Origin of the sequence: Pseudomonas sp. W2Oct36 (assembly GCF_041060465.1) — a bacterium.
Taxonomy (GTDB): domain Bacteria; phylum Pseudomonadota; class Gammaproteobacteria; order Pseudomonadales; family Pseudomonadaceae; genus Aquipseudomonas; species Aquipseudomonas graminis_B.
In genome coordinates this window covers 1-25367 of record NZ_JAUERW010000007.1, presented here as the reverse complement: position 1 = coordinate 25367, position 25367 = coordinate 1, and the positions used below count along the sequence as shown (strand labels likewise).

Below are 25367 nucleotides of genomic sequence, written 5' to 3'. Positions count from 1 at the left end.
AACCTCCCTGTTTCCTTGAGTCGCCCCTGATTGATTAGCGATTGCCGAGCGTGCTCATGGCGCTTATCAAAGGGTAAACCAAGTGTATGCAGCACTCATTATTTAGCACGCGTGTTAACGCCCGTTTTAATAACCATTCGAAATAGTGGTTATTTCAGTTTGCTCTAACCGCCCAACCGCGCCGACAACCCATTGATATGCCAAGTACTTTTATTGACATTTATTTATCGCCCGCCCACGGCACTGTCATTTATGACAGCAGACAGACCTTTGAAAACCCACCATCTTGTTATCGGCATTTACGCCATATCTTCACAGGGAGTTGGACATGGGAAACAATATCTTTCCGTCATCAACAAGAGCTCGAGCAGGACGCGCGCTTTTGCAACTGACTGTTTTTAATAGAGACCCGGTTACTCATACGATTCCGCTTGAGTTTCTGGACGCAGACCTTGAGGTGGGAATTCCCGACAGCGACGACATCTTCGTCGGCGATTTTCTGGAACTCTATGTGAGAGGCACCCCGCTCGGAACACGCCGTACCGTCACCGCTGCCGATAAGCAAGCCGCCCAGGGCAACCCCGCTTTCTACTACTCAATGACTATTGATAAGGCTTCTTTTCCGTCCGAGGGTGAAAGTGTAACGTTCAACGTGGATTACTACGTAGGCTCTGGCAGCGTAAAGGACTTATCCAATTTGCCTGTGGAGGTGATTCTGGATCGAGAACCTCCAGGTGGAACGCCGCTTCCCTACTTGAGCTTCACACCTGAGCAACTCGACGGCATCGCACAGAGCGACTTGACGGACGACTACCTCGAAGTCCGGGCGCCACTCTGGTATGGCAAGCGTATCGGGGATGTTCTTACGCCATGGCTGGGCACTTCTGAAACGGAAGGAGTGCTGGTCACCGAGAACGCGGTGGAAGTCACAAGTATCAGCGAAACTACCTTTGCGCGCTTCCCCAAGTCTCTACTGCTCATCAACGGTGATGTTCCTCAATATTTCGCGTATCAACTGCGGGACGGGTTGGGGAACCAGTCCGAGGTGGCACGCAGCCGCGAAATTCCTGTGTCATTGACACGCTGGCGTTACAAATCAAAAAAACGTTTTGAGAAAAGCGGTCGCGCATCGGTCGATAACGGCGTGGGCAAGCTTGTTGCCACCCTACTCCCCCCACTCCAAGTGCCAGACACGGTCTTTCCGGACGGCACTCTTCCTCTTGCGATACTGGGTGCGGATCTTCCAGTTCGCATCCCGAACAAAGTTCCCGAGTTTCCGGCGGGCGCCGTCATTCAGTTGTACCGGGTGGCCGAAGACGGAACAGCGACGGAACTAGGACCTCAACGCCCTATTACCCAGCCCGAGTCAGATGATGGCAGCTTCGTGTTCGATTTGGCGATTCCTAAAGCGGATTTTCCTGCAACGGGCACCACGCCATGGGCACTCGATTACAGCGTTTTTGACCCGCTTTCCAGCGGACAAGCTCTGTCAGGAAATCTTGTAACAGTAATCTTCGATCGCGAAGCCCCGGGCGGAGCTTCCCCCCTCGATATGCCTTTGCTGGAATTCACCCAGGAGCAACTGTCAGGCATTACCCTGGCGGATGTCGTCGGTGATGGCATTCCCGCCACCCTGCCCGCCTGGTATCTGAGCGCCGGCCTGGATGTTGCGCAACTGTGGCTAAGCGATACCGCAGCAGAGGACGACGCTAAATATCTTCCCGGCACTTTTACGCTGACCGATACAAGCGCAGGCAAAGCCTTGGATGTCGAGTTTTTGGTCACAGACATCGAGCCGCTGGGCAACAAGGTCCTTTACTTTGCTTATCGACTCACGGACAAGGCCGGCAATATCAGTCCACGTTCGAACCCCGTCCCTATTGAAGTACTCCTGACTGAAGCGCCAACTGATCTTAAGCCTCCGGTGGTTCCGGACAACGAAGCACACGGCGTCGTGACTCAGCAAGATGCGGCTGAACTGGTGGAAGTCGAAATACCGAATTATACGAACGCTGCGGAAGGCGACAGAATCTACGTCGTATGGGGCAATACGAAAATGCCGCCCGTGACGTTGGTGGCGGCCGACTTAAACCCTGCCCCATCCACACCTTTGAAAGTGATCAAGTTGCCTTATGCGGATGTTCTAGCCGAAGGCAGCGGAAACGGCAAATTAGTTACATACGAAATATGGCGCGGGAGCGTGCTTGCAAACACTTCTCCCCCAACTTCCGTTAACGTAAATCTCGACAGCCCAGGCCCAGGCCCCGATCCAGACCCGGAAACGCCTTGGCATGAAAACCTCGTGCCGCTGGTCGTCGTCGGTGACAGCGGCGCTGGCGGTGATAACGTGATTCCGCCTGGCGACTTCAACAAGGATGCTGTAGCCACTGTTCCCCATATCGGCAAAGACGGGATGGTTATCTGGAAACCAGGGGATCGGGTGCAAGTCAGTTGGAACGGCATACTCATTGGAACGCCATTTCCCATTACCCAGGCAAATGAAAAACAAGATGCGGAAATCACTATACCCGCAACGACAGTGGGAGCCTCGACCGGACTGAAAGATGTGTTCTACATCGTAAGCCGTGATTTGCCCCCCAGTAGTCAGGTAGCGACTGCAGTATCCGAACCGACACCGGTCGATGTGCAATCGCCAGGCTTACTGCCAGGGGACGGTTCGTTAGCCAAGGCGGTATTCCCCGAAGAGGATACCGCTCAGAATGTGATCAACACGAAGAACGGGCTGGACGGAACGCCCATCCAGATTATGCTGAAGGATGTGAGCAACATTGCCAAGGATGACCTCATCAACTTGAGGTTCGTGGGTCGGAAAGGTCTATTTGACCCCACGGCTGAGGAAATCTCCGGGACCGAACTTGTTGTCATCGACCACAGGATCACCGACCAGGAAATACTACTGGGTCATTACGAACTTGCTGTTCCTTATAATCCCTATCTGCAAAAAATCTGCCGTGCTGGCTGCACGGTGAATTACTCCATTACCAATAAAGTTGGCACACCTGTTGAGGCGGATCAGAAGTATATCCGGATCGCACTGGGTCCAGTAGGAAACCTTTTTGTTTGTCCGATCAACCCTACAATACCGGCAGATTCGCGTTCGGGAACCGTAGTTATTCCTCGCGCGTAGTCACCCTTCTACAACAGGGCGCAGTAGGGCCCTGTTGTAGAGGTCTGGCTTCTAACACCGTTCGCTCTGAAAGGAATTACCTTATGGCAGTTTTACCAGACGGCACTGTCTCAACCCGCTCAAGTGGAACGTTAGCGCTCAATCCATTGATCATCCCCGTCATGGATTACGGGTCGGCGAGGCCTGGCCTAGGCTGGGATGACTTGAACGACCCCAGTAAGCCCGTGTTCTTGCAGGCTCGGTTAAATATCCAGGCTTACCAACCGGGAGACTTCGTCACGCTCTATTGGAACGACGAAACTGTACAGACCTTCTCCTTGGAGGAATCGCACTTTCAGAACAGCTTCATGGCGTTCAACCTCTATCCGGTCTCCATTGTCGAGCCCAGTGGTGAAGTTTATTACACCATTTTTGACCAACTCAGCGACTCAACTGCACAGTCAGACAAACGAACGGTGCGCGTAAAGTTGTCAGTGCCCGGCGGACCTGATACCGACGCTTCAACACCCTACCTCAATGACCGACTGACCGTGGCGAGTATTACACCTGCAGGCGACATAACTGACGAGAATATCCCCGTCAGTGTCACTGTTGCGCCATGGCTGTACATGGCCGAAGGCGACGAACTCACGGTCATCTGGAACGGCGTTCGGCTTACACAGGCTCCATTGGTCGGCGCGCAGGTAGATCAGCCTCAGACCGTTGTTATCCCCAGAGAAACGCTCATTGGTGCGGGCGACGGCAGCCCCGTGACGGTGAGTTATGAGATCAGGGACATCGTCAACAATTACTCGCTCGTGTCCAGGCCAGCTTTTACCAACGTCATCGTTGATCCCAACGCTCCTCCAGCACCGGCCGTCAAGGTAGCCGGGACGCGGGTGAGCATCATCGATCTCGATCAGTTGGGCAGCGGCAATGTCCAGGTCGAAATCCCCCATGACAACGGAATTCCCGCTGCCGGGGACTCGGTAACGCTGAACTGGAAGGGCAGAGCTGCAGACGGTATGCCATTCGAAAAGGTCCTTGGGCCAGCAACATACCCCGGAGGCGGACTCAATCTGGAGTTCACCGTGGCCAACGCTGATGTTGTGGCCATTGCCGGTGGCGGGGCTGTTGTCAGCTATCTGGTACAAGGCAAAGGTTCGAAACGTACCACCATCACTGTGGTCGGTGTGCCCGCGCAACTGACAGCACCACTGATCCCTGGCGTTGTCGGTGACATAGACATTGGCGTGATCTCGGATCCGGTACTGGTTCGGATACCTGCCTATGCCGGTAAAGCAGAGAATGACGTGATTTTTCTCTCCTGGGAGGGGCTGACGGAGGCCGGTAACGCGCTGGTGTTCTCGGACACCTATACCGTAGGGAATGGGGAAGCCTCGATTGGGAAAGACATGGAGGTTAACAAAAACCTACTCACGCCCCTGGCCAGTGGCTCGTTGAGCTTAAGCTATCGCGTTAACAAACCGGGTGGGGCAACGTTGAAGTCAGAGGTCACGGCTTACACCGTCAGCGGAAGCATATTGCTTACCATCCCGACGGTGCTGAACGCCCCTGGCGACATTTTCGATCCGGCGGCCAATCCCAATGGCACTTCGGTACATGTGGATGGCGTCGCTGCTGCCCTCAAGCGCCTGGACGAAGTGACGATTTACTGGACCGGCCCCGTTCAGGAGGGCAGTGCGTCGCAGACGTTTACGATCGCCAGCGATAATCAGTCCCTCGATTGGCCGGTGTTGGCAGCGCAGATTGATCCAAGCCGCGGCAGCACCGTTAATGTGTTTTATGAAGTAAAGCGAACGGCTGGGGGCAGCGGCAAATCAGTCACCCGAACGCTTGCGATCCTTGATCCGCTCCCGAACGAGATCACGGATGATTTCACGTCACGCACGGGCGCGATGATCCGGGCCGGAGGAACGCTCAGCACCGATTACATCACACTGTTTTTTGAGTCGGGCAACGGCCAGGCAGGATTCCCGATACGCGATGAAGTACCCCCCGACGGGGCGGCGGCGTTGCAACTGCCTGTACTTCACATTTGCTATCAACATCCGGCCAACCAACCAGGAACCCAAGTCGTCCTGATGGATTTGCGACGCGACTGCTCGAAAATTGAATTCGACATTTATGGCTGCAACGGCAAAACCCGTATCGACTTGCTGGATGCCAGTAAAAATATCGTCGAGACTAAAACCCTGCCAGCAACGACAAATCATCACTTCATTTCCACCACCGCCCTGCCCATTCACTTCATCCGCGTTACCGGAGAGACCGACTGGACGCTGTGGGACAACATCAAGATGACAACGCGCAATCTTGCAAGGAGCAAAAGAAAATGAAGACCACTTCCCTCACCACCGACCAAAAAGACAAATTGACGGCGGCAATCAAACAGGCGCTTGACGGCACTTTATCCATTAACGCAGCACTCTACCCTCGTCCTAAAGTCGAGCCTGCAGACGCATTCAACGTGCTTGATCCCAACAAGAACAACGCTGTCGATAACACCTATATTGTCATTGATAATATTCCCGCCACCTATCTGGTCAGTTTTTACTGGAACGATGATTACTCGATCGTACCGGTCGCTTCCGTGGGAACGCAAATCAGGGTCAAGGTCCCCTCTGCCCTTGTCATTGCAGCGGGTGAAACCCTCCCTCAACCCATCCTCGTCATTTACTCGGTGCTCAATCCAAATGAGCCAGACGGCGTCGCGTCTGAGCCCCTTCAACTCACCGTGCGCAAGTATGTGCGTCCGGCCTATCCAAAGCCGGTCATTACCGAGGCGCAGGGGACTGAGCTTGATGTGACGGCGTTGACGGCTAACGCCCACATGACACTCGCGGCCTGGACTGGTCAGGCAGTAGGGCAAAAACTCTGGCTGAGCGTGGTCTCGACGCCGCAGATCACGCTGCAGAACTGGAATCCGCTGAACGTTACGACGTTGGGCGCCCAGAGCAGGGGCATCTCCAAGGACCTCCTCAAAACGCTGAACGACGGCTCGACCTTTACGCTGAAGCTGGAGGCGTCTTTTGATGGCGGTGCAACGCGTTTTCCGTTTTCGGAACAGGCGTACACCATTAGAAGCGTCCCGGTTGTTCATACGATTGAAATCACCAAGGTGACGGACTCAAAAGGGCTGGAAATTGTTGACGGAGGAACTACGCAAGACACCACCGTACTCCTGACAGGCACAGTTTCTTGAGAGTTCCAGGCTGAAAAACCCTAAGACTGGTTTAAGTAACGATCATTAGATACCGCCGGGTTTGAGTAACAAGTACATCAATACCCGGCTGTCTGGCTCACAGCCTATTCACGCATCGACTCCGTGAACCAGATTAGCGAGGAGCAAAAGAAAATGAAGACCACTTCCCTCACCACCGACCAAAAAGACAAATTAACGGCGGCAATCAAACAGGCGCTTAACGGCACTTTATCCATTAACGCAGCACTCTACCCTCGTCCTAAAGTCGAGCCTGCAGACGCATTCAACGTGCTTGATCCCAACAAGAACAACGCTGTCGATAACACCTATATTGTCATTGATAATATTCCCGCCACCTATCTGGTCAGTTTTTACTGGAACGATGATTACTCGATCGTACCGGTCGCTTCCGTGGGAACGCAAATCAGGGTCAAGGTCCCCTCTGCCCTTGTCATTGCAGCGGGTGAAACCCTCCCTCAACCCATCCTCGTCATTTACTCGGTGCTCAATCCAAATGAGCCAGACGGCGTCGCGTCCGAGCCCCTTCCACTCACCGTGCGCAAGTATGTGCGTCCGGCCTATCCAAAGCCGGTCATTACCGAGGCGCAGGGGACTGAGCTTGATGTGACGGCGTTGACCGCCAACGCCCACATGACACTCGCGGCCTGGCCTGGTCAGGCAGTGGGGCAAAAACTCTGGCTGAGCGTGGTCTCGACACCGCAGATCACGCTGCAGAACTGGAATCCGCTGAACGTCACGACATTGGGCGCCCAGAGCAGGGGCATCTCCAAGGACCTCCTCAAAACGCTGACCGACGGCTCGACCTTTACGCTGAAGCTGGAGGCGTCTTTTGATGGCGGTGCAACCCGTTTTCCGTTTTCGGAACAGTCGTACACCATTAGGAGCGCACCGGCGGTAATTCCGGCGCCGGTCATCGTGGAAGCGCTGGCAGGGACATTGAATCCGATCACCGTCGTGGGCGGCGCCACGTTTCGTGCGAGTTACCCTGGCATGCGAGCCAGCGATACTATCGTGCCGGTCTGGGAAGATATCTCCGATACCATTCCGTCGAAGCCTGGTGAACCCGGTGGCTCTCCGCCGGAGACGGTTGAGTCCCCTGTTCCGGCTGCCCTGATTGGTAAAGCAATCGGTAAAACCATCGACGTCCGCTATCAGGTTCATCGTGGGGGGCAGGAGCATTGGTCGGATGTTTTGAAACTGACCATTGAGGCGATTCCGCCAACCTCACTGCCAACGCCCGTTATCAGCCAGGCGTCGGGTAGCTCACTGGATGTCGGGGCGCTGCAAGGCGATGCCGATCTCACGGTGCAGCCATGGCCGTTTATCGCGGTAGGGCAAAAAATGTCGATGCACCTTGAGGGGTCCAACAATCTGGATCTACCTGCCTGGCAAAAGTATGAAATTACCAGCACGGGAACTCAAAGCACCAAGATTCCCCTTAGCTATCTAGAAGGGTTAGCGGACGCCTCAACATTGAGGCTGGTGCTAAAAGTGTCTTTTGATGGAGGGCTGACGCAGCATGCGTTTCCGGTGCAGAGCTATACAGTGGTTGCTGCACCTGATATTCAACCAGTTATTACAAGAATCGTTGATGAGGACGCAGACGACATTCCTGACGGTGGAAGTACGTACAGCGGCTCAGTAACTGTATTCGGGAATGCGTCGCCTGATACGAACGTCGAGTTATTAAACGGCGTAATCTCTCTGGGTACTGTTCATACTGGTGCAACGGGTGATTGGTCCCTGCTGATGTTGGGATTGGAGATGAAGGACTACTCAATCACTGCCAAGGGACTATATGGATCACGGCCTGTCTCATCGCCTCGTCGCTTTACCAGAAGAGCACCTTTGCATGACTACACTGACTTTGAGGATAGGAGCTGGAACGGCTGGAGTGCTGGGCCGGCCGCGGCAGATCCGCGTGATTGGCGTATAGATTCTTACGGGGGCAATACATGGGCAGCGAATGTAACTTTTACTAATGCTTCAGCCGGAGTTACGTTACAAAAAACTCTATCTAATTTGATTACTGGAAAACAGTACGAGTTTTCATTGCAAGGACAACGTCACGGGTCTTGGCGGACCCCTCCTGTCCTGTCGCTAGCAACTAACCAAGGACCAGTTTCCTCACAAGTCACACTCATGTACGACGAACAGTGGGTAAGGATTGCTGGGACAGTTCAGTCGAAATCCTCGCAGCTTACGTTTCAAATTGTTAGTCATGTTTCAACGGGGGACGGCAACGATTATCAAGTAGATAACATTCTTATTCGATCTCTTTAAGCCAGCAGTACAGATAAAGGGGTTTAGAGATAAAGGTACTATTTGATAAAGGGGTCTGATTTATTTACGTGATAAAGGGTCTGATTTATTTAAACCGGGGACAGATTAATTTACGGTGAAGCGTGTAAATAAATCAGTCCCCTTACATCTCTAAATAAATCCGTCCCCTTGCCTCAAGTCAGCGCTTTTGGTTCACTTGCGCTACAAACGTTGCAATCAATTTGCCCCCTTTGACGCAGGTCGTCCTGAACCATCGCGGCTACGCTGATCCTTCCCAAGGACGGAGGATCAGTCATGCCCCGCATTACTCGTATCGTGTTGCCCGGTCACCCTCATCATATTGTTCAGCGCGGCCATAACCGGCAAACGGTGTTTGCCCATGAGGACGATTTCGCGCGTTATCTGGATGATCTTCAGGAACTCAAAGATGTATTTGACGTGAAGGTGTTTGCGTTCTGCCTGATGACCAACCATGTGCACTTATTGCTAGCCCCGTCATGCACCGAAGGATTGGGGAAGTTGATGAAGGCGCTTGCTGCGCGCATGACGCGGTATCGCAATAAGCTGGAGGGGCGGTCTGGAACGCTATGGGAGAGTCGTTACAAGTCTAGCGTTGTGCAGTCCGATGGATATTTGCTGGCGTGCAGTCGGTATATCGAACTCAATCCTGTGCGGGCCGGAATGGTTGAGCGCGTGGAGGAGTATCGATGGTCAAGCTTTGGGTTGCGGTTCACCACGAATGTGCAGCACGACTGGCTGGATGTTCATTCCTGTTACGAGGCGTTGGGGCTGACACAGCTTGGTCGGCAACAGGCGTATCGGGCGTTTTTTGAGGCGCCAGCGGCTGACGGCGAGTTGAGACTGATTCGGAATGCACTGCAGAGGGGGCAATTGACCGGGGGACGGCAGTTTGCTGATGAGGTTGAACAGGTGTTGGGGCGACGGGTTGAATACCGGGGCCGGGGTCGGCCTCAGGGTGTATTGGGTACTTGATCAGGGATGGATCAGATCGGATTTGGCACGCGGGGACATGGCACGCGCGGCACTCGGGGACAGATTAATTTACGGTGAAACGTTGTAAATAAATCAGTCCCCTTTCCAGTAGTCCCCTTTCCAGTAAATAAATCAGTCCCCTTTCCACGCCTACCTACTGTTATTGGCTGCGAAAGAGCTCGCCGGGGGTGAGCCCGAACAGGCTTTTGAATGCGGCGATAAATGCGGATGTCGAGTCGTAACCCGAGGCCAGCGCTGCGCTGGTCACGCTTGTGCCCTCCTCCAGCGCTTTAAGTGAGGACAGCAATCGGGCGCGTTGTCGCCAGCCTCGAAAGCTCAGGCCGGTCTCCCGCTGGAACAGGCGCATGAGGGTTTTCTCGGACATGCTCAGTCGCGCTGCCCACTCGGTCAGGGTGATGAGCTGCTCAGGTTGTTCGATGAGTTCGTTGCACAGACCGAGCAGGCGCGCATGCCTTGGCAGCGGCAGGGAAAACCCCACTTCGGGCAGACTTGCCAACTGATCGATCAGTACCTGCACCAGGCGCATCTCGCGGCTGTCGACCTGTGGATATTCCGCCGGCAGTTGGCAGAACGCTTTGATCAGCTCCCTGGCCAGCGGCGTGACTTCCAGCACGCGACAGCGGTCCGGCGCCCACTCGCAATCCTCCCTGCGCACATAAAGACTGCGCATCTCGGCGCGGGTTGACGTGACCACTTCATGGTCGAGACCAGCCGGAATCCAAACGCCCCACTGCGGCGGAGCAAAGAAGCTGCCATGCGGGGTGTGAACGCCAAGTACGCCACTGATGGCGTAGGAAAACTGCACCCAGTCGTGGCTGTGAGTGGGGGTCCATGAGCCTTGGCTCAAACTTTCGGCTCGGGCGTAGAGCGCGCGCGGTAGCGCCTTGATCGCCGGGATTTGACGCTGAGTATCGAGGCTGCGTGAGGAGTGTTCGTCAGTTGCCATCGCTGGAGCCTTTTTGGGGGATGACAGCTGATGCAGAATCGGGCTGCCGCACTGGACTAAAAGTGGACTAAAAGGGGTCTGATTTATTTGATTTTGGTTCCCTTCAAACGGGGACAGATTAATTTACGGTGAAGCGCTGTAAATAAATCAGTCCCCTTTAAAGCACTTTAAGAAAGTCCCTTGAACACACTTTAAAAAATCAGCTCTCGATGATAGCCGTAACGCCCTGACCACCGGCCGCGCAGATGGAGATCAACCCGCGCCCTCCCCCTTTCTTGCTCAGCAGTTTCGCGAGGTTCGCCACAATCCGCCCACCCGTTGCGGCAAACGGATGCCCGGCCGCCAGCGAGCTGCCTTTCACATTCAGCTTGCTGCGATCAATCGATCCCAACGGCGCATCCAGGCCCAAACGGGTTTTGCAGTATTCGGGGTCTTCCCAGGCCTTCAACGTACACAGCACCTGCGCTGCGAAGGCCTCGTGAATCTCGTAATAATCGAAGTCCTGCAGCGTCAAACCGTTGCGTGACAGCAGACGAGGGACGGCGTAGACCGGGGCCATCAGCAGGCCTTCGTGACCGCGCACGAAATCCACGGCGGCGGCCTCGCCATCCTGCCAGTAGGCCAGAATCGGCAAGCCCCGCTCACGCGCCCACGCTTCGCTGGCGAGCAGCACCAGTGAGGCGCCGTCAGTCAGCGGCGTCGAGTTGCCCGCTGTCAGCGTGCCTTTGGCGCTGCGCTCATAAGCAGGCTTGAGCGAGGCGAGTTTTTCCAGGCTGGCGTCGGCTCGCAGGTTGTTGTCGCGGGTCAGGCCGAGAAACGGCGTGAGCAGGTCGTCCTGCCAGCCTTCCGCATACGCAGCGGCCATTTTCTGATGGCTCTCCAGCGTCAGTTGGTCCTGCGCCTCGCGGGGGATGCCCCAGGTCTGCGCCATCAGCTCGCAGTGCTGGCCCATCGACAAACCGGTGCGGGGTTCGCCATTGCGCGGCAGTTCCGGCTTGAGGTTATGCAGGCGCAATTGTGTCAGCGCTCTGAGCTTGTCAGCCGTCGTCTTGCTGCGATTGACCTGCAACAGGATCTGCCGCAGGTCCTCGTTGACGCCGATGGGCGCGTCGGACGTGGTGTCGACGCCGCCGGCAATGCCGCACTCAATCTGACCGAGGGCGATCTTGTTCGCCACCAGCAGCGCCGCTTCGAGCCCGGTGCCGCAGGCTTGTTGAATGTCATAGGCAGGGGTTTGCGGCGACAGTCTTGAGCCGAGCACACATTCACGGGTGAGGTTGAAATCACGGGAGTGCTTGAGGACCGCGCCGGCGGCGACTTCGCCCAGGCGCAGGCCATGCAGATTGAAACGCTCGATCAGACCCTCCAGCGCGGCAGTCAGCATGTCCTGATTGCTGGCGGTGGCATACGCGCCGTTGGAGCGAGCGAACGGAATGCGATTACCGCCGACAATGGCCACGCGTCGTGTCTGAATCATCTAAATCTCCCTGCCCTGAATGCGTCTATTGTTTGAGAAGCGCTGCCTGACAGCGTAGGACCTATTACCCGACCACGCGGTCCACTGATTTGAACCCAGACTCAAGGAGAGTGTTCCATGGCATCCGATCGCTACATTGACTTCGTCAACTCCGACCTCGGCCGCAAGCTGGTCGGGGCCGTCGGTTTGCCTGCGCCCGCACGTCTGGAGCGCTGGCAGGCGGGTCGGTTGCGTCCGGTTGAGGGCGCGATGTTGCTGAGCACGGGGCCATTGGCCGAGCGGGTCAGCGCCTTTGCGCCACGCCTGACCGACGTGTTGTTCAGTGCTGGCGGTGCAGTGACTGGCGAAAATACCGGCGCCCAACCCTGGACCGCCGAGCAGAGCGAGAAGATCAAGGCTGTGGTCTTCGACGCCAGCACGCTACTGCACACCTTTCAGCTGAATCAGTTGCGCGAATTCTTTCAGCCGATCTTGCGTCATCTGGATAACAGCGCCCACGTCGTCATTCTCGCGCGCTCGCCCGATGCCCAAACCGATCCGCTGGCGGCCAGCACGCAGCAGGCCATCGAAGGTTTCAGCCGCTCGCTGGCCAAGGAAATGCGCAATGGCGGCACGGTTCAGCTGCTGCAAGTAGAGGACGGCGCCGAAGATCAACTGGAAGGCGCGCTGCGGTTTTTCCTGTCGCCGAAGAGCGCGTTCATCTCCGGTCAGGTCATTCGCCTGAGTGCCTGCCATCAGCAGGTTCAGGACTGGACCCGCCCACTGGCCGGACGTAAAGCGCTGGTAACTGGCGCAGCCCGAGGCATCGGCGCGGCCATCGCGGAAACCCTCGCCCGCGACGGGGCCGAAGTCGTGTTGCTGGATGTGCCCCAAGCCAAATCCGATCTCGATGCGCTGGCGGCGCGTCTTGGCGGGCAGGCGCTGGTGCTGGACATCTGCGCACCGGACGCTGCCGCTCAGTTGATTGAACACCTCCCCGGCGGCCTGGATATCGTCGTGCACAACGCCGGCATCACCCGGGACAAGACGCTGGCCAATATGCCCGCGGACTGCTGGGACTCGGTGCTCGACGTCAACCTCAATGCTCCCCAGGTGCTGACCCAGGCGCTGATCGACAGCGGCGCACTGCGCGACAACGGCAGTGTGATTCTGCTGGCGTCGATCAGCGGACTGGCAGGCAACCGCGGCCAGACCAACTACACCACCAGCAAGGCCGGCCTGATCGGCTACGCACGGGCAATGGCGCCGACGCTTAAAGCGCGGGGCATCAGCATCAACGCCGTGGCGCCGGGTTTTATCGAAACCAGCATGACGGCGCACATGCCTTTTGCCCTGCGAGAGGCCGGTCGACGCATGAGCTCTTTGGGTCAGGGCGGTCAGCCGCAAGACGTGGCGGAAGCAGTGGCCTGGCTGGGTCAGCCGGGCTCCGGCGCAATGAGCGGCCAGGTGCTGCGCGTGTGCGGCCAAAGCGTGCTTGGCGCCTGAGTGAGCACCGACACGATCACCGTTTGAGCTCGCCCCGTCGGTCCGAGGCGTGCCTGATCTGCAGCATCACCACAGGAGAAGCTCGATGAGTGCGCACTGGCGGTATCTGGACACGCCCCCGGCCTTGCCCGGTTTGTTCATGCAAGCGGCGCTGCGGCGCAAGGTCAGCGGCACCCAATTGCCGGATCAGGGCCTGCGGTGCTGGATGTCGGTAGACCCGGATAAAGTGAAAGCGTTTGCTCAGGTCTGCGGGTTCGTGCCCGGCAGCCTGTTGCCGCCCACTTACCCCCACGTGCTGGCCTTCCCGCTGCAGATGAAGCTGCTTACCGACAAAGACTTCCCCTTCCCGCTCCTCGGGCTGGTCCACTTGCATAACCGGATCAGCATTCGTCGCCCGCTCGGCAGCGTGATCAAGGTGCAGGTCAGCGTACGCGCCGGCCATCTCAAGCCCCACGCCAAAGGCGCGACGTTCAGTCTGATCACCCAGATCGAGGATGCGCTGGGCCTGCTGTGGGAGGAAGAGAGCACGATGCTGTGCCGAGGCGTTCACGTGGATGGAGAGATCGAAGGCGATGACGAGCCCGCGCCACTGCCGATGACGGAACTGGCGACGTGGTCGGCGCCGTCGGACATCGGTCGCCAATACGCGAAGGTCAGTGGTGATTACAACCCGATTCACCTGAGTGACAGCAGCGCCAAACTGTTCGGTTTTCCCAAGGCGATTGCCCATGGGCTGTGGATAAAAGGCCGCTCGTTGGCGGCCCTTGAAGATCACCTGCCGGCCTCGAATGTGGAGATATCGGTGGCATTTCAAAAACCAGTGCGGCTGCCCAGCGGAGTGACGCTGTCTGCCAGCGCGGCAGGGTCCCATGGGCAGTTCAAGGTTGAGGGGGCGGAAGGGATCGTGCATGTGCTGGGGAGCTGGCGGCCGGCTTCGGAGTGATGGCTGTGCTTGGGCCATCACTTTTGCGGTGTGGCATCTGCCGCTTTCCCGGCTAAAGCCGGTCCTACAAAGGGAATCGGCGTACCGCCGTAGCGGGTATTGAACCTGCGTCCCGGCGCATCTCACCCCCTTGCGTCAATCGCCTATCCCCCTGAAGCTACGCACCTTCAGGAGACCCCCATGAACCTCGACGAACTCACCGAACGCCTGCATCGCATCCGCGATAACAACGACTGGCGGCAATTTCACAGCCCGAAAAACCTGGCCATGGCCGCCAGCGTGGAAATGGCTGAACTGGTGGAAATCTTCCAGTGGAAAACCGAAGATCAGTCCCGCCAACTGCCGGCTGATGAACTGGCCCACGCCGGGCAGGAAGTCGGGGACATCGTGCTTTACCTGCTGTTGTTGTGCAGCGAGTTGGGCCTGGACATGGATGAAGTCGTGCGCGCGAAACTGGCGGACGGCGAACGGCGGTTCAGCCAATGAGCGACCGTCATTTCGATCAACTGGCGACGCGCTTCGCTGAAAAAATCTACGGCGGCGCCAAGGGTGCGATCCGTCTAGCGGTGCTGCAAGCTGACCTCACCGAGAGCCTGCCGGATCGTCCGTTGCGCGTGCTGGACATTGGCGCGGGGCTTGGCCACATGTCGTTGTGGCTCGCCGAACGCGGCCATGACGTCACTGTGGCTGAGCCCGCCGCCCCCATGCTGGAGGGCGCCCGTCAGCGCTTCGCCGATGCCGGTCAGCGCGCCACGTTCATTCAAGCACCTTGGCAAGCCCTGCCCGATATTCTGACCGAGCGTTACGACCTGGTGATCTGCCATGCAGTGCTGGAGTGGCTGGACGAGCCGTTCACGATTCTGCCGGTGCTGCATCAGTTGACCGAGCCCGACGGCTGGCTGTCACTGGCTTTTTACAACCGCGACGCACTGATTTACCGCAACCTGCTCAAGGGCCACTTCCGCAAGATGCGCAAGAACACCCTGGCCGGTGAAAAACAGAGCCTGACGCCCCAGGAGCCTGTTGATCCCCGCGAACTGGCGGCGCAACTTGGCTCCCTGTGGCGAGTCGAAACCCAGAGTGGCGTTCGGGTTTTTCACGATTACATGCCGGTCGAGTTTCAGGCCAAAGCTGATCTCGCGGACCTCTTGGAAATGGAGCTCGCACACCGTCGCCACCCGGCCTTCGCCGGACTCGGACGCTATCTGCACTGGATGTGCCGGGCTGTCTGACCCACGCTGGTTGATACACGCTGCTTAACACTCGCTGCGGAGACCCTCATGAAACGCCGTCTCGCTTTGCTTTCCCTCTGCATGGGCCTCGCCGCCTGCCAGAGCCCCAACCCTTATCGCGCCGTGTCTGCGGCCATTCCACCGGCGCCGCCTCAGGCCGCCAATGCGATCGACATGAGCGCATACCCTGCGGCGCCGCGTGATTACGGGCGCTATCGCAACTGGGCCTGGCTCAACGGCCAGCTGCCACCGGGCACCCTCTGGGCTGACTCTGCTCAACTGGCCGAAGCCGTCAGCAACGGGCTGGATCAACGCGGTCTGCGGCCTTCGCAGAACCCGCAGGCGGCAGACCTGCGCGTGGCCGCCGATGCCCATGCAGAGACCCGGATTCGGCAGGTGCGTGACGACTATTACGATCCGTACTACGGCGGTTCAGGTGTGGGCTATTACGGTGGCAATGGGTACCGCAACGGTTACGGCGGTTATGCCAGCGTGCCGATCGTGCGCACCTATCAAGAGCAGGTAGTTGTGGTGCGCATCAGTCTGTTCGATGCCCGCAGCGGTCAGCCGGTCTGGAGCGCGAGCGCCGAAACCGCCAGCGGCGGCGATCAGTCGACGCGCGCCAAAGCCCTGCGCCAGGCCGTACAACAAGCCCTGACGGCCTACCCGCCGTCCTGATTTCGCGCCCCATGGCGTTTTGTTTACACGCTGGAGAAATCCTATGTACCGCCGCATTGCTGTCCTTTGTGTCGCCCTGCTGCTCGGCGCCTGCCAGACTGATCGGGTCAACCGCGATTTCGACGCCCAGCGCGATTTCGGCGCCTACCGGTCCTGGGCGTGGAAGGAGCCCGGTTTGCAATATCAGCCCGACGATCCGCGGATCAAAAGTGACCTCACCGAGCAGCGCATTCGCCAGGCAGTCGGCGAGCAGCTTGAGCAGCGCGGCCTGCGCATGGCGGCGCCCGGCGTGAAAGCGGACGTTCAATTGCAGACGTGGCTGATCGTTGAGAACCGTCAGCAGACGGTCACCACCAACTACGGCGGCGGTGGCGGGTATTGGGGTAATCCATGGGGCGGCTACTGGGGCGGCCCGATCGGCACCGAGACGCGCAACATCGATTACAAAGTCTCGACGCTGCAGATCGACATGCTCGACGGCAAGGACGGCAAGCTGGTGTGGCGTGGCAGCACCGAACAGATGGTCAGTGACGGCAACGCCAACCCTGCTGCGCGCGAGCAGGCTTTGCGCCAGACGGTGCAGAAAATCCTGCAGCAATACCCGCCCCATTGAGGGTGGATCCCAGTTCTCAGCCGGTGAGGCATGGTCCATGTGGGAGTGAGCTTGCTCACGAAGACGGCATTGCAACCGCCGAAGATTCAGCGGTTGTAGCACCCATTCGCGAGCAAGGTGGACCGCCACCCCGCTCGCGCCCACAAGAGTGGGGCGAACTCCAGGCCTCAATCCACCACACTGAATTCCACTCTGGCAGTCTGTCCGCTTTCATCCAGCACGCTCAGTTGATATCGCCCCATGCGTGTGAAGGTGTGGGTGTAGCTGTCCTGACTGGCGGTGTCGCCCACCGGCGTGCCGTCGATGAACCACCAGCGCCGGCCACTTCCGCCCAGCGCCGACAGCTTGAGGCGCAATAGCTGCTGACTGCCGGCCGGCAAGCGCAACTGATCGCCCTCCCGCACCCCCACTACCGACAACGGCGGCGCCAGGCTCAACCCTTGGGGCGGGCATGACGGGTCGATGTCCGGCAAACGTGCCTCGCGCCGCTCGCTCTTGGGCAGCCAGGGTTCGAGCGGCGCCGGCCAGAGCGCAATCTCTTTGACCTGAGCCTGTGGACAACTTGCCGCGACGCGCAAGCCCTTGTCGTTCAGCCAGACTTTCTCCGTGAGCCCCAACCCCAACGGCTGATCGGTCGCCTGCAAGGTCGGCGGCGTCGTGCCGTCGAGGGTCCAGGCGAAACGCTGGCGACGGCAGTTCGGGTCGCTTTTGCTCATCGGCTGACCCAGCGGCCAGCAGATCGCTGCGACACCGACGTTGAGCGGCACCGGCAACACCGGCGGCAGGATGTTGCGCTGGGCGTCGCGGTTCACCAGCAGGTCGTGAACCTGCAGCATCAACGGCGCTGCCGACGCCAGCCCAAACTGCCCCGGCACCGGGGTCCCGTCCGGCCGGCCGATCCACACGCCGATCAGAAACCTCGGCCCTACGCCAATCGACCACGCATCTCGAAAGCCGTAACTGGTGCCGGTTTTCCAGGCCAGTTGCGGGCGCTGCACAAGCTCGGCGTGGGGATCGAGGTCAGGCCGGGATTGGCCGCTGAGAATCCGCCGAATGATCCACGCCGCGCCGGGCGACATCATCGGTCGGTCACGCAGACGGTCATCGGGCTGCAAACGAATGTCCGCACTGCGTCCGCCCCGCGCAAACGCGCTGTAGCCACCGACCAGATCTTCCAGCCGACTGCCTGCACCGCCCAGGATCAACGCCAGATTGGGTTCGGCCAGAGGCGGCAGAGTCAACGGCACGCCGCCATTGCGCAATTCCGCCGCGAAGCGCTTGGGGCCGTAGGCTTCCAGCAACTGCACCGCTGGCAGATTGAGCGACATCGACAGCGCCGAGCTTGCCGCCACCGCACCGTTGAAGCCCGACGAAAAATTGCCGGGACGATAGTCGCCATAGCGCCTTGGCACGTCCTGCAGCAATGACTCGGAATGGATCAGCCCGGCGTCGATGGCCTTGCCGTAGAGAAAGGGTTTCAGCGTTGACCCGGGTGAACGCAGCGCGCTGACCATGTCCACATGACCAAAGCGTTTGGCATCACCGATGTCCACCGAGCCGACGTACGCGCGCACGGCCATGTTCTGCGCTTCTACGACCAGAATCGCGGCGGACGTGCGCTCGGGCAGACGCGCGCGCCAGCCCAGCAGCAGGTCTTCGAGACGTCGCTGCAGACCGGCGTCCAGGGTGGTGCGGATCAGCGGCGGGCTGTTCGGGCGGTTCAGGCGCCGGGCGAGCAAAGGCGCCAGGCTGGGTTCCTGACGAGGCGCGAGCAGCAGCGGTTCTTCCAGCGCTTCATCAACCGCACCCTGGGGCCAGGCGCCGAACTCGGCCAGACGCCGTAACACCTTGTCCCGCGCGGCCTGGGCGCGTTGCGCGTGGCGATCCGGACGCAAGCGACTCGGCGCCTGGGGCAAGACCGCCAGCAGCGCCGCGTCGGCACGGGTCAGCTGCTGCGGGGACTTGCCCAGGTACGCCCAACTGGCGGCGGCGACGCCCTGCAAGGTGCCGCCAAACGGAGCGCGGTTCAGGTACAGCACCAGAATGTCCTGTTTGGACAGGTGCCATTCCAGCTGCGCGGTGCGCCACAGTTGTCGGAGTTTTCCCGCCAGCGTGCGCGAATGCGGGTCGAGCAAGCGGGCGACCTGCATCGACAGCGTGCTGCCACCGGACACTACGTGGCCGCCAGCGAGGTTCTGCCAAGCGGCGCGCGCCAGTGCCATGGGGTTTACGCCAGGGTGCTGATAGAACCAGCGATCTTCGTAGGTCAGCAGCGCTTCGAGGTAATAGGGCGATACCTGATCGACCGTCACCGGATAGCGCCAGACGCCATTGGCATCGGCGAATCGCCACAACGGCGTGCCGTCTTCGGCGAGCACCACGCGCGCCAGATCGTCCTTGGGCAAGGGCAGCGGCCAGATCCGATCGGCCAGCCAGAGCAGCAGGCACACCATGAGCAGGCTGCCGATGAGCCAGGCGAAAGCGCGGGCAAAGCGTCGCCCCATTCGCGAGCACGCTCGCTCGCACGATCCCGAGCGAGTCTGTCGTAGCAATAATCGGGTGATCTTCACAGAAAGCCTTTACCCGACAGGGAACTCGCCCAGACAATCGACAGCCAAAGCGAGCAGTGCCGTTTTTGGTCCACGCCCCTCATCAGGAAGCAGATATGCAGGTAGAAAGCGTTTTCGAATGGCTCGGCCAAGTGATTGGCGCCGTGATCCGCTTCGTCGTCGACGGCTTAAGCTGGTTGTTCAACATGTTCACTCACGCGGGCGGCAATTTCGTTGACGGCCTGTCGCGCACGCTGGGCATGGACACTTCAATCGTCAGCATCGTGGCCCTGGTTGTCGGGTTGATGCTGCTGTATTCAGCGATCCGCGCCTTCATGCGCGCCTCGATCATCATGGGGATCATCTGGTTGTTTCTAGGGTTGTGGCTGTTGAGCTGGATTATTCATTGATACGTCAGGAACCGGGGACAGATTAATTTACGGTGGAGCGTTGTAAATAAATCAGTCCCCTAGCGTCACCTGACGCAAAGCGTCAGTTAAGGCTGCTACCACGCAGCGCGTGGGAGCAATGACCGTCCTTCTACTTCTTGCCCTTCACCACCAACTGCGCCGGCGCTTCGCCCAGTGCCTGCCAGTTCGGCCGATACATCGACTCCACTTGCGGCGGCGGCACGCGGTACACGCCCGGCGTCACAGCCCGCGCCAGATACAGCAGGTGCACCGTGTTGAATTCCTTCAGATCCACCGCAGCCACATAACGATCGCCACGGAATTCCTGATGCTTCACGCCAGCGTTTTCCATCGATTCGCGCCACTGCTTCACAGACTCGCTGGCGTCTTCAAGACTGGCCGAACTCTGCGCCAGATTCTGGTTTTCGATCTCAAGACCGGCCGGCAGTAAATCCACCACCAACGCATCCGGCACGCGCTCCCTGGCCTTGATCTCCAGATGCACCAAGACCAGTTCGCCGCTCTTCAAGCCATTGAGGTTCAGCGCCGCGCCGTCCATGCCCAGATAGTCACGGCTGATCGACAGGATCTCGCCACCGGCCGCAGGCGGCTGAGACGGATACCCGGAGAGGGTCATTTGCTGATACAGCGTGTCGCCACCGGTGTTCTGCACCGTCAACGGCGCGGCCAGCACTGAACTGTCGAGTTTGACGCCCGGCTGAACGTTGCTCAGCGCGCGATTGTTGCTGCCGCTGGTCAAGGTCGCAGCCCATTTGCCTTCGGGCTTATCAAGGATCGCGCGACCGGCCAGGAACAGCGAATTGCGCTCCTGGGTCGACAGATAGCGGTTCGCCGCGACCTGATCGGACAGCGCAAACAGCCGTTCCTCGACCTTGTCTGTCGCCAGTTTGTTCTCCTCCAGCAGTGACAGAATCAATGCCTGATCACGCAACGGGCTGCCGTAATCGGCGAGCCAGTCGTTGGCCTTGCGACCGGCCGCCAGTCCTGCAAGCAAGGCCTGATCGGCACGAGGTTTGTCGCCCATTTTCTCCAGCGCGATGGACAACTGCACCAGCGGCAGGCCGGATCGCGCGTCACTGCGGCGCTCGAAGAGGCTGCGCAAAGCACCCAGCGGCGCCTGCTGACTGCGCGACAGCACCAGACCGGCGTAGGCCTGCACGGCGAAGCGGGTGTGTTCGGCGTCCTCGCTGTAATTCACCTCGATCTGATTGCGCTCCTGCAAGTAACGCAGCAGCCGCTCGTTGGCTTTCTTCAATGCATCCGGTGGCACGGCAAAGCCTTGATCGCGAGCGCGCAGCAGGAAGTCGGTCACGTACGCGGTCAGCCAGTATTCCTCCTCGCCGTCCGCGGCCCACAGGCCGAAGCTGCCGTTGTAGCGCTGCATGCCGATCAGTCGCTCAATGCCCAACTCGATCTTGGCCTTGCGCTTGGCATCGGGTTCGCCTTGCAGGCCCAGACGCTTAAGCGTTGCGGCGTCGGCGTAGAGCGACGGGTATAAGCCGCTGGTGGTCTGCTCCAGGCAACCGTAAGGGTAGGCTTTGAGCGCGCGAATCTGCTCACCGAGGTTCAGCGGCGGACGGCTCGACACCGACAGCAACGCCTCGCGCCCCGCTGGCTCGAAGGCCTCAAGGGCGCCCTCCGGCAGGCTCCACGCCTGATCCTTCAGCACCGCGCGGTATTGCTTGAGCATCGCCGGGTACGCAGGGCGCACGCCAATGGTCCATTCGCGGCTGAACGCCGGCAGGCTCTCGCCCGGCAGGTCCAGGCCATTGACCGTGACACGAATCACGCCCTGACCGAAGCCGCCCAGCGCCTTGACCGGAATTTGCACCGTGGTGCGTTGCCCCTGATCCAGGCTGACGGCTTTCGCGCCGTCGCCGTCTGCGAGGCTCAACTGCCCTTCAGCAACCACTTTCACATTGAGCTTCTGCGCTTTGCCGGACAGGTTCGACAGGTCCAGCGCCACCTTGGTCTGGTCGCCACCCGCCAAGAATCGGGGTGCCGACAGCTCGGCAATCAGCGGCGCCGCTACCACGGTTTTGGCCTCGGCCATGCCGTAGCGCTCATCGGTCCAGGCCTGGGCCATGATCCGCAGCTCACCGTTGAAATCCGGGATGTCGACGCTGACTTCCGCGTCGCCCTGCTCGTTCAGGGTTACCGGCGCGCTTTGCAGGGCGACGATGGTCACACTGGTTTCCGGCCGCTTGCCGCCTTTGGCCAGCGCCGCGTCACCGCCGAAGGCCAGGCTGGCGAGACGATTACGCCCGGCCTCGATCAGCTGGCCGTAGATGTCCAGTTGATCGGCGCCGTACTCCTTGCGCCCGAACATCGCCGCGAACGGATCCGGCGTGGCGTATTCGGTGATGTTGAGAATGCCCACGTCCACGGCCGCGACCAGCACATGCACGCTCTCCGGGATCGTGCCGTCAGCGTTCTTCGCATTGACCTTCAGCTTGAGCGGCTGCTTGGGCCGCATCTTCTCGGGTGCCGTGACGGTCAGCGCCAGCTTGCGCTGCGAGCGATCCAGCGGCAGGTGCAGGACGCCCACGGCGCGTTTCGGCGTGACGTTGGCTTTGCGCTCACCCGGACGAATCACCAGCGCGCTGACGTAGAGGTCATGTCGCGCCCACTTCTTGTCCATCGGGATGTCGTAGGTTTTGCCCTCGGCGGGAACATCGATCTCTTGCCACCACAGCGGCCCTTCGCTCGATTCCACCAACAGATAGCCCTTGCCCGCAGACGGCGGCGTGACCGTCACTTTCGCAGTGTCGCCGTCGGCGTAGGCCGGTTTGTCCAGCGCCAGCTTGACCTGATCGGGACGCACGGCGCCGCCTTCGGCGTTGTCCTGCCAGCGGTAACCGGCCCAGAAACGCACGCTGCTGATCAGGCCGGTGGCCGGATCCTCGACTTCGACGCGGTACGGGCCCCACTCAACCGGGAAGCTGATTTTCGCCGTCGAATCCTTCTTCACGCTGAGGGTTTCTTCGGACAGGTTGAGAAACTTCTCGTTGAAGTGATAGCTCCAGCCATCGCTCTCGGAGTAATTCCAGTAGTAATCGCGGCGCTCGCGGACCAGCCGCACCTTGAGGTTGTCGGCGGCCAGTTTGTGGCCCTGGGCGTCGGCCATCAGCACTTCGAACTCAACCGGGCCGTCGCCATCAGTGGCTTCGCCATCGAACAAACTGCGCAGCCCCGGCATTACCTCGGCGGGCCAGACCGGCTGGGTCAGTCGCCGCGTGATCGGGCGCCCACCCGACTCCTGCAAACTGGCCTGTAGCACCAGCTCCAGCGGTGAGCGGGCCTTGGCCCACTGGCTGTCGATACTCAGGTCGAGCTTGCCGTTGGCATCCAGTGTGCTGTCTTCGATTTCAAGGTCCTGCTTGAGATCCTCCTCGGTCACCGAGCCAAACTGATAACCCGGCAGAGCGGGAACCGCTTCACGCAGAGGACGCACATAGAGCTGGCCGTTCAGGCGATTGCCCGACGCTGGCGCGCCGTACAGGTATCGACCGGTGATGGCTACGTCGAACGGCGCATCGGGCGCCAGCGGGGTGTCGCTGCCCATGAGTTCCAGCGCCATGCGCTCTGGCAGGAAATCTTCGACCTGGAATTCATACAGCTGCGGCTTGCCGTCACCCAGATCAAACACCAGTTGCCAGCGACCTGTGGGTGCTTCGTCCGACAGCTGCAATTGATATTGATAGAGCCCGGTGGCGTCAGCGTCCCACACGAACTTGCGACTGACCTGCTCATCCGGACGGCGCACTTCCACGGTGATCGGCTGCGGTTTCACACTCTTGCCGTCGCTGTCACGCAGCAAGCCATTGAGTAGCACCACTTCTCCCGGACGATAGAGGTCGCGCGGGCCGAAGATAAAGAATTGCAGCGGGTGGGCCTTGGGGCCGGTGATGTCGAATTCCGCCAGATCCAGCGCGGCGCTGTTCAGGCGCAGCATGCTGGTCTGCTCGCCCTGATGGGCCAGCAGCACTTGGGCTTTGGCCGGCAAAGGCAGTTCCGCGTGGCCAGCGTTGTCGGTTTTGCGCTGGCCGATCACACGGCCCTTCTCGTCATACAGCTCGACGTCAACGCCGCTCAGGGCTTTGCCGCCTTCCAGCGCCTGGGTGAACACGTCCAGGCGGTTGGCGTAACGGTGCGCCGACAGACCAATGTCGCTGAGGGTGAACAGCGTGGCTGGCTGCGTGTAGTTGTAGGTCCCGGAGGCACGCATCACGGCAAGATAAACGCCCGGCTGTTGCAGCGGTTTGAGGCCCGAGATCGGCAGCAGCACGGTCTCGCGGGTGTTGCGCGCAGGGTTCAGGTCGAAACGGCCGCTGTAGACCAGATCGGCCAGGGGCAGCAGTTCTTTGGATTGATAACTCCGAAGACTGGACGAGCCTTCCCACGAGCCAAGAAACGCAGGCAGCGACTCAGGCTTGATGCGGAAGAATTCGACGTCAACTTTATCGACGTTGAGGGCAATGACCGGCAGCCCCTCAGCGAGCCGCGTTGGCAGCAGACTGCCGCGACTGGCGAAGCCCACGGTCGCTTGCAGATCAGCCGTCTCCAGACGCGCGGAATACTCGGCCGCCAGGGTGTTGTTGTTCACCGCCACCAGGCCCGGATCGATGGTCAGCACCAGTTTGCGCTGGGGCTCGAGGTGACGAAGGCGCAGCTCCATGAGGTTGTCCGACAGCTCCCAGGCGCCATCGACCTTGCCGTCCTTGCTGTCGACCAGGTGCACTTTTTCAGCGAATTTCTGATCGGGGTTCAAGGGCACCGAGAAGCTCAACGACAGCGTGCTGGCACCATCGAGTTGAACTTCGGAGACGTCCACCACCGTCAACTCGCGCCCTGCGTAACGCTTGCTCAGCGCGGGAATGTCCACCGCAGGCTTGGGCTTGGCATCGGCGGGGCCGGGTTGCGCAGCTGCTGCAGCCGGCGAAGCGGGGACAGGGGCGGGTTTATCGGACGAAGAGGAATCGCAGGCACTGAGCAGTACCAGCGCGCAGGCCAGGAACAATCCTTTGTTTAGCATGAGGCACTCATTTGGACGGCAGCGATGAGGAAGCAGAAGTTATAGCACCGCTTTGGCAATCGTAAAGCGCGGCGCGCAGATAGACCGTGGGTTTGTGATTTTGTTCTCAAGGGGGAAACGCAACGATGGCTGCAGCCAACCCTTGTGGGAGTCGGCTCGAGTTCTCGGCACGCTCGGGGACGGGTGGGAGCGAGCTTGCTCGCGAAGACATGTTCACTCCCGATGGAGATGCGCTGAATGTACTGACGCTTTCGTGAGCAAGCTCACTCCCACACTATCGGGTTTCGGCTCGAGTTCTCAATCACGC

The 25367-nt window shown here is 59.5% G+C and carries 16 protein-coding genes; 12 read left to right on the top strand and 4 right to left on the bottom strand.

The window, feature by feature from the left end; genetic code table 11:
- Positions 1-328: 328 nt before the first annotated feature.
- The 5 genes from QWI18_RS11865 to QWI18_RS11845 all read left to right on the top strand — a co-directional run bounded on the left by QWI18_RS11865 (position 329) and on the right by QWI18_RS11845 (position 9650).
- Positions 329-3148 (top strand): hypothetical protein, encoded by a 2820-nt coding sequence (locus QWI18_RS11865; protein WP_369318895.1) that lies wholly within the window; start codon positions 329-331, stop codon positions 3146-3148.
- Positions 3149-3231: 83 nt separating this feature from the next.
- Positions 3232-5487, top strand: a complete 2256-nt coding sequence (locus QWI18_RS11860; RefSeq protein ID WP_369318894.1) for a hypothetical protein — start codon at positions 3232-3234, stop codon at positions 5485-5487.
- Positions 5484-6353: a hypothetical protein gene (locus QWI18_RS11855; RefSeq protein ID WP_369318893.1), complete on the top strand. Its 870-nt coding sequence runs from the start codon at positions 5484-5486 to the stop codon at positions 6351-6353. The genes QWI18_RS11860 and QWI18_RS11855 overlap by 4 nt, the downstream gene beginning before the upstream one ends.
- Before the next feature lie 153 nt (positions 6354-6506).
- Positions 6507-8657 carry a hypothetical protein gene (locus tag QWI18_RS11850; protein ID WP_369318892.1) on the top strand — a complete coding sequence of 717 codons (2151 nt, stop codon included), beginning with the start codon at positions 6507-6509 and terminating at the stop codon, positions 8655-8657.
- Between the two features lie 294 nt (positions 8658-8951).
- Positions 8952-9650, top strand: a complete 699-nt coding sequence (locus QWI18_RS11845; protein ID WP_192133196.1) for a transposase — start codon at positions 8952-8954, stop codon at positions 9648-9650.
- A 160-nt stretch (positions 9651-9810) separates the two neighbouring features.
- On the opposite strand, the gene QWI18_RS11840 is transcribed toward QWI18_RS11845, so the two are convergent.
- Positions 9811-10617, bottom strand: coding sequence for a helix-turn-helix transcriptional regulator (locus tag QWI18_RS11840; protein WP_065987709.1), 807 nt, complete (start codon positions 10615-10617; stop codon positions 9811-9813).
- Between the two features lie 199 nt (positions 10618-10816).
- Positions 10817-12094 carry an acetyl-CoA C-acetyltransferase gene (locus QWI18_RS11835; protein WP_296314079.1) on the bottom strand — a complete coding sequence of 426 codons (1278 nt, stop codon included), beginning with the start codon at positions 12092-12094 and terminating at the stop codon, positions 10817-10819.
- 117 nt (positions 12095-12211) lie between these two features.
- Between QWI18_RS11835 and QWI18_RS11830 the strand changes: the two genes are divergently transcribed.
- The 6 genes from QWI18_RS11830 (at position 12212) to QWI18_RS11805 (ending at position 17045) form a co-directional block, all read left to right on the top strand.
- Positions 12212-13579: a 3-oxoacyl-ACP reductase gene (locus tag QWI18_RS11830; protein ID WP_192133201.1), complete on the top strand. Its 1368-nt coding sequence runs from the start codon at positions 12212-12214 to the stop codon at positions 13577-13579.
- An 85-nt stretch (positions 13580-13664) separates the two neighbouring features.
- Positions 13665-14522, top strand: a complete 858-nt coding sequence (locus QWI18_RS11825) for a MaoC/PaaZ C-terminal domain-containing protein (protein ID WP_369318891.1) — start codon at positions 13665-13667, stop codon at positions 14520-14522.
- Positions 14523-14702: 180 nt separating this feature from the next.
- A complete protein-coding gene (locus QWI18_RS11820; protein ID WP_065987713.1) occupies positions 14703-15008 on the top strand; it encodes a MazG-like family protein in 306 nt (101 codons plus the stop codon).
- Entirely contained in the window at positions 15005-15754 is a 750-nt protein-coding gene (locus tag QWI18_RS11815; RefSeq protein WP_296309195.1) for a methyltransferase domain-containing protein, read from the top strand. The genes QWI18_RS11820 and QWI18_RS11815 overlap by 4 nt, the downstream gene beginning before the upstream one ends.
- 48 nt (positions 15755-15802) lie before the next feature.
- Positions 15803-16432, top strand: a complete 630-nt coding sequence (locus QWI18_RS11810; RefSeq protein ID WP_192133208.1) for a DUF4136 domain-containing protein — start codon at positions 15803-15805, stop codon at positions 16430-16432.
- 43 nt (positions 16433-16475) lie between these two features.
- On the top strand, positions 16476-17045 hold the full coding sequence (locus QWI18_RS11805; protein WP_065987716.1) for a DUF4136 domain-containing protein: 570 nt from the start codon (positions 16476-16478) through the stop codon (positions 17043-17045).
- Positions 17046-17212: 167 nt separating this feature from the next.
- Here QWI18_RS11805 and pbpC read toward each other — a convergent pair whose 3' ends face one another.
- Complete coding sequence (pbpC, locus tag QWI18_RS11800; protein WP_369318890.1) at positions 17213-19549, bottom strand: peptidoglycan glycosyltransferase PbpC; 2337 nt, start codon at positions 19547-19549, stop codon at positions 17213-17215.
- A gap of 161 nt (positions 19550-19710) precedes the next feature.
- Between pbpC and QWI18_RS11795 the strand changes: the two genes are divergently transcribed.
- Positions 19711-20004, top strand: a complete 294-nt coding sequence (locus tag QWI18_RS11795) for a hypothetical protein (protein WP_122535324.1) — start codon at positions 19711-19713, stop codon at positions 20002-20004.
- 130 nt (positions 20005-20134) lie between these two features.
- Here QWI18_RS11795 and QWI18_RS11790 read toward each other — a convergent pair whose 3' ends face one another.
- A complete protein-coding gene (locus QWI18_RS11790; RefSeq protein ID WP_369318889.1) occupies positions 20135-25060 on the bottom strand; it encodes an alpha-2-macroglobulin in 4926 nt (1641 codons plus the stop codon).
- Between the last annotated feature and the right edge of the window lie 307 nt (positions 25061-25367).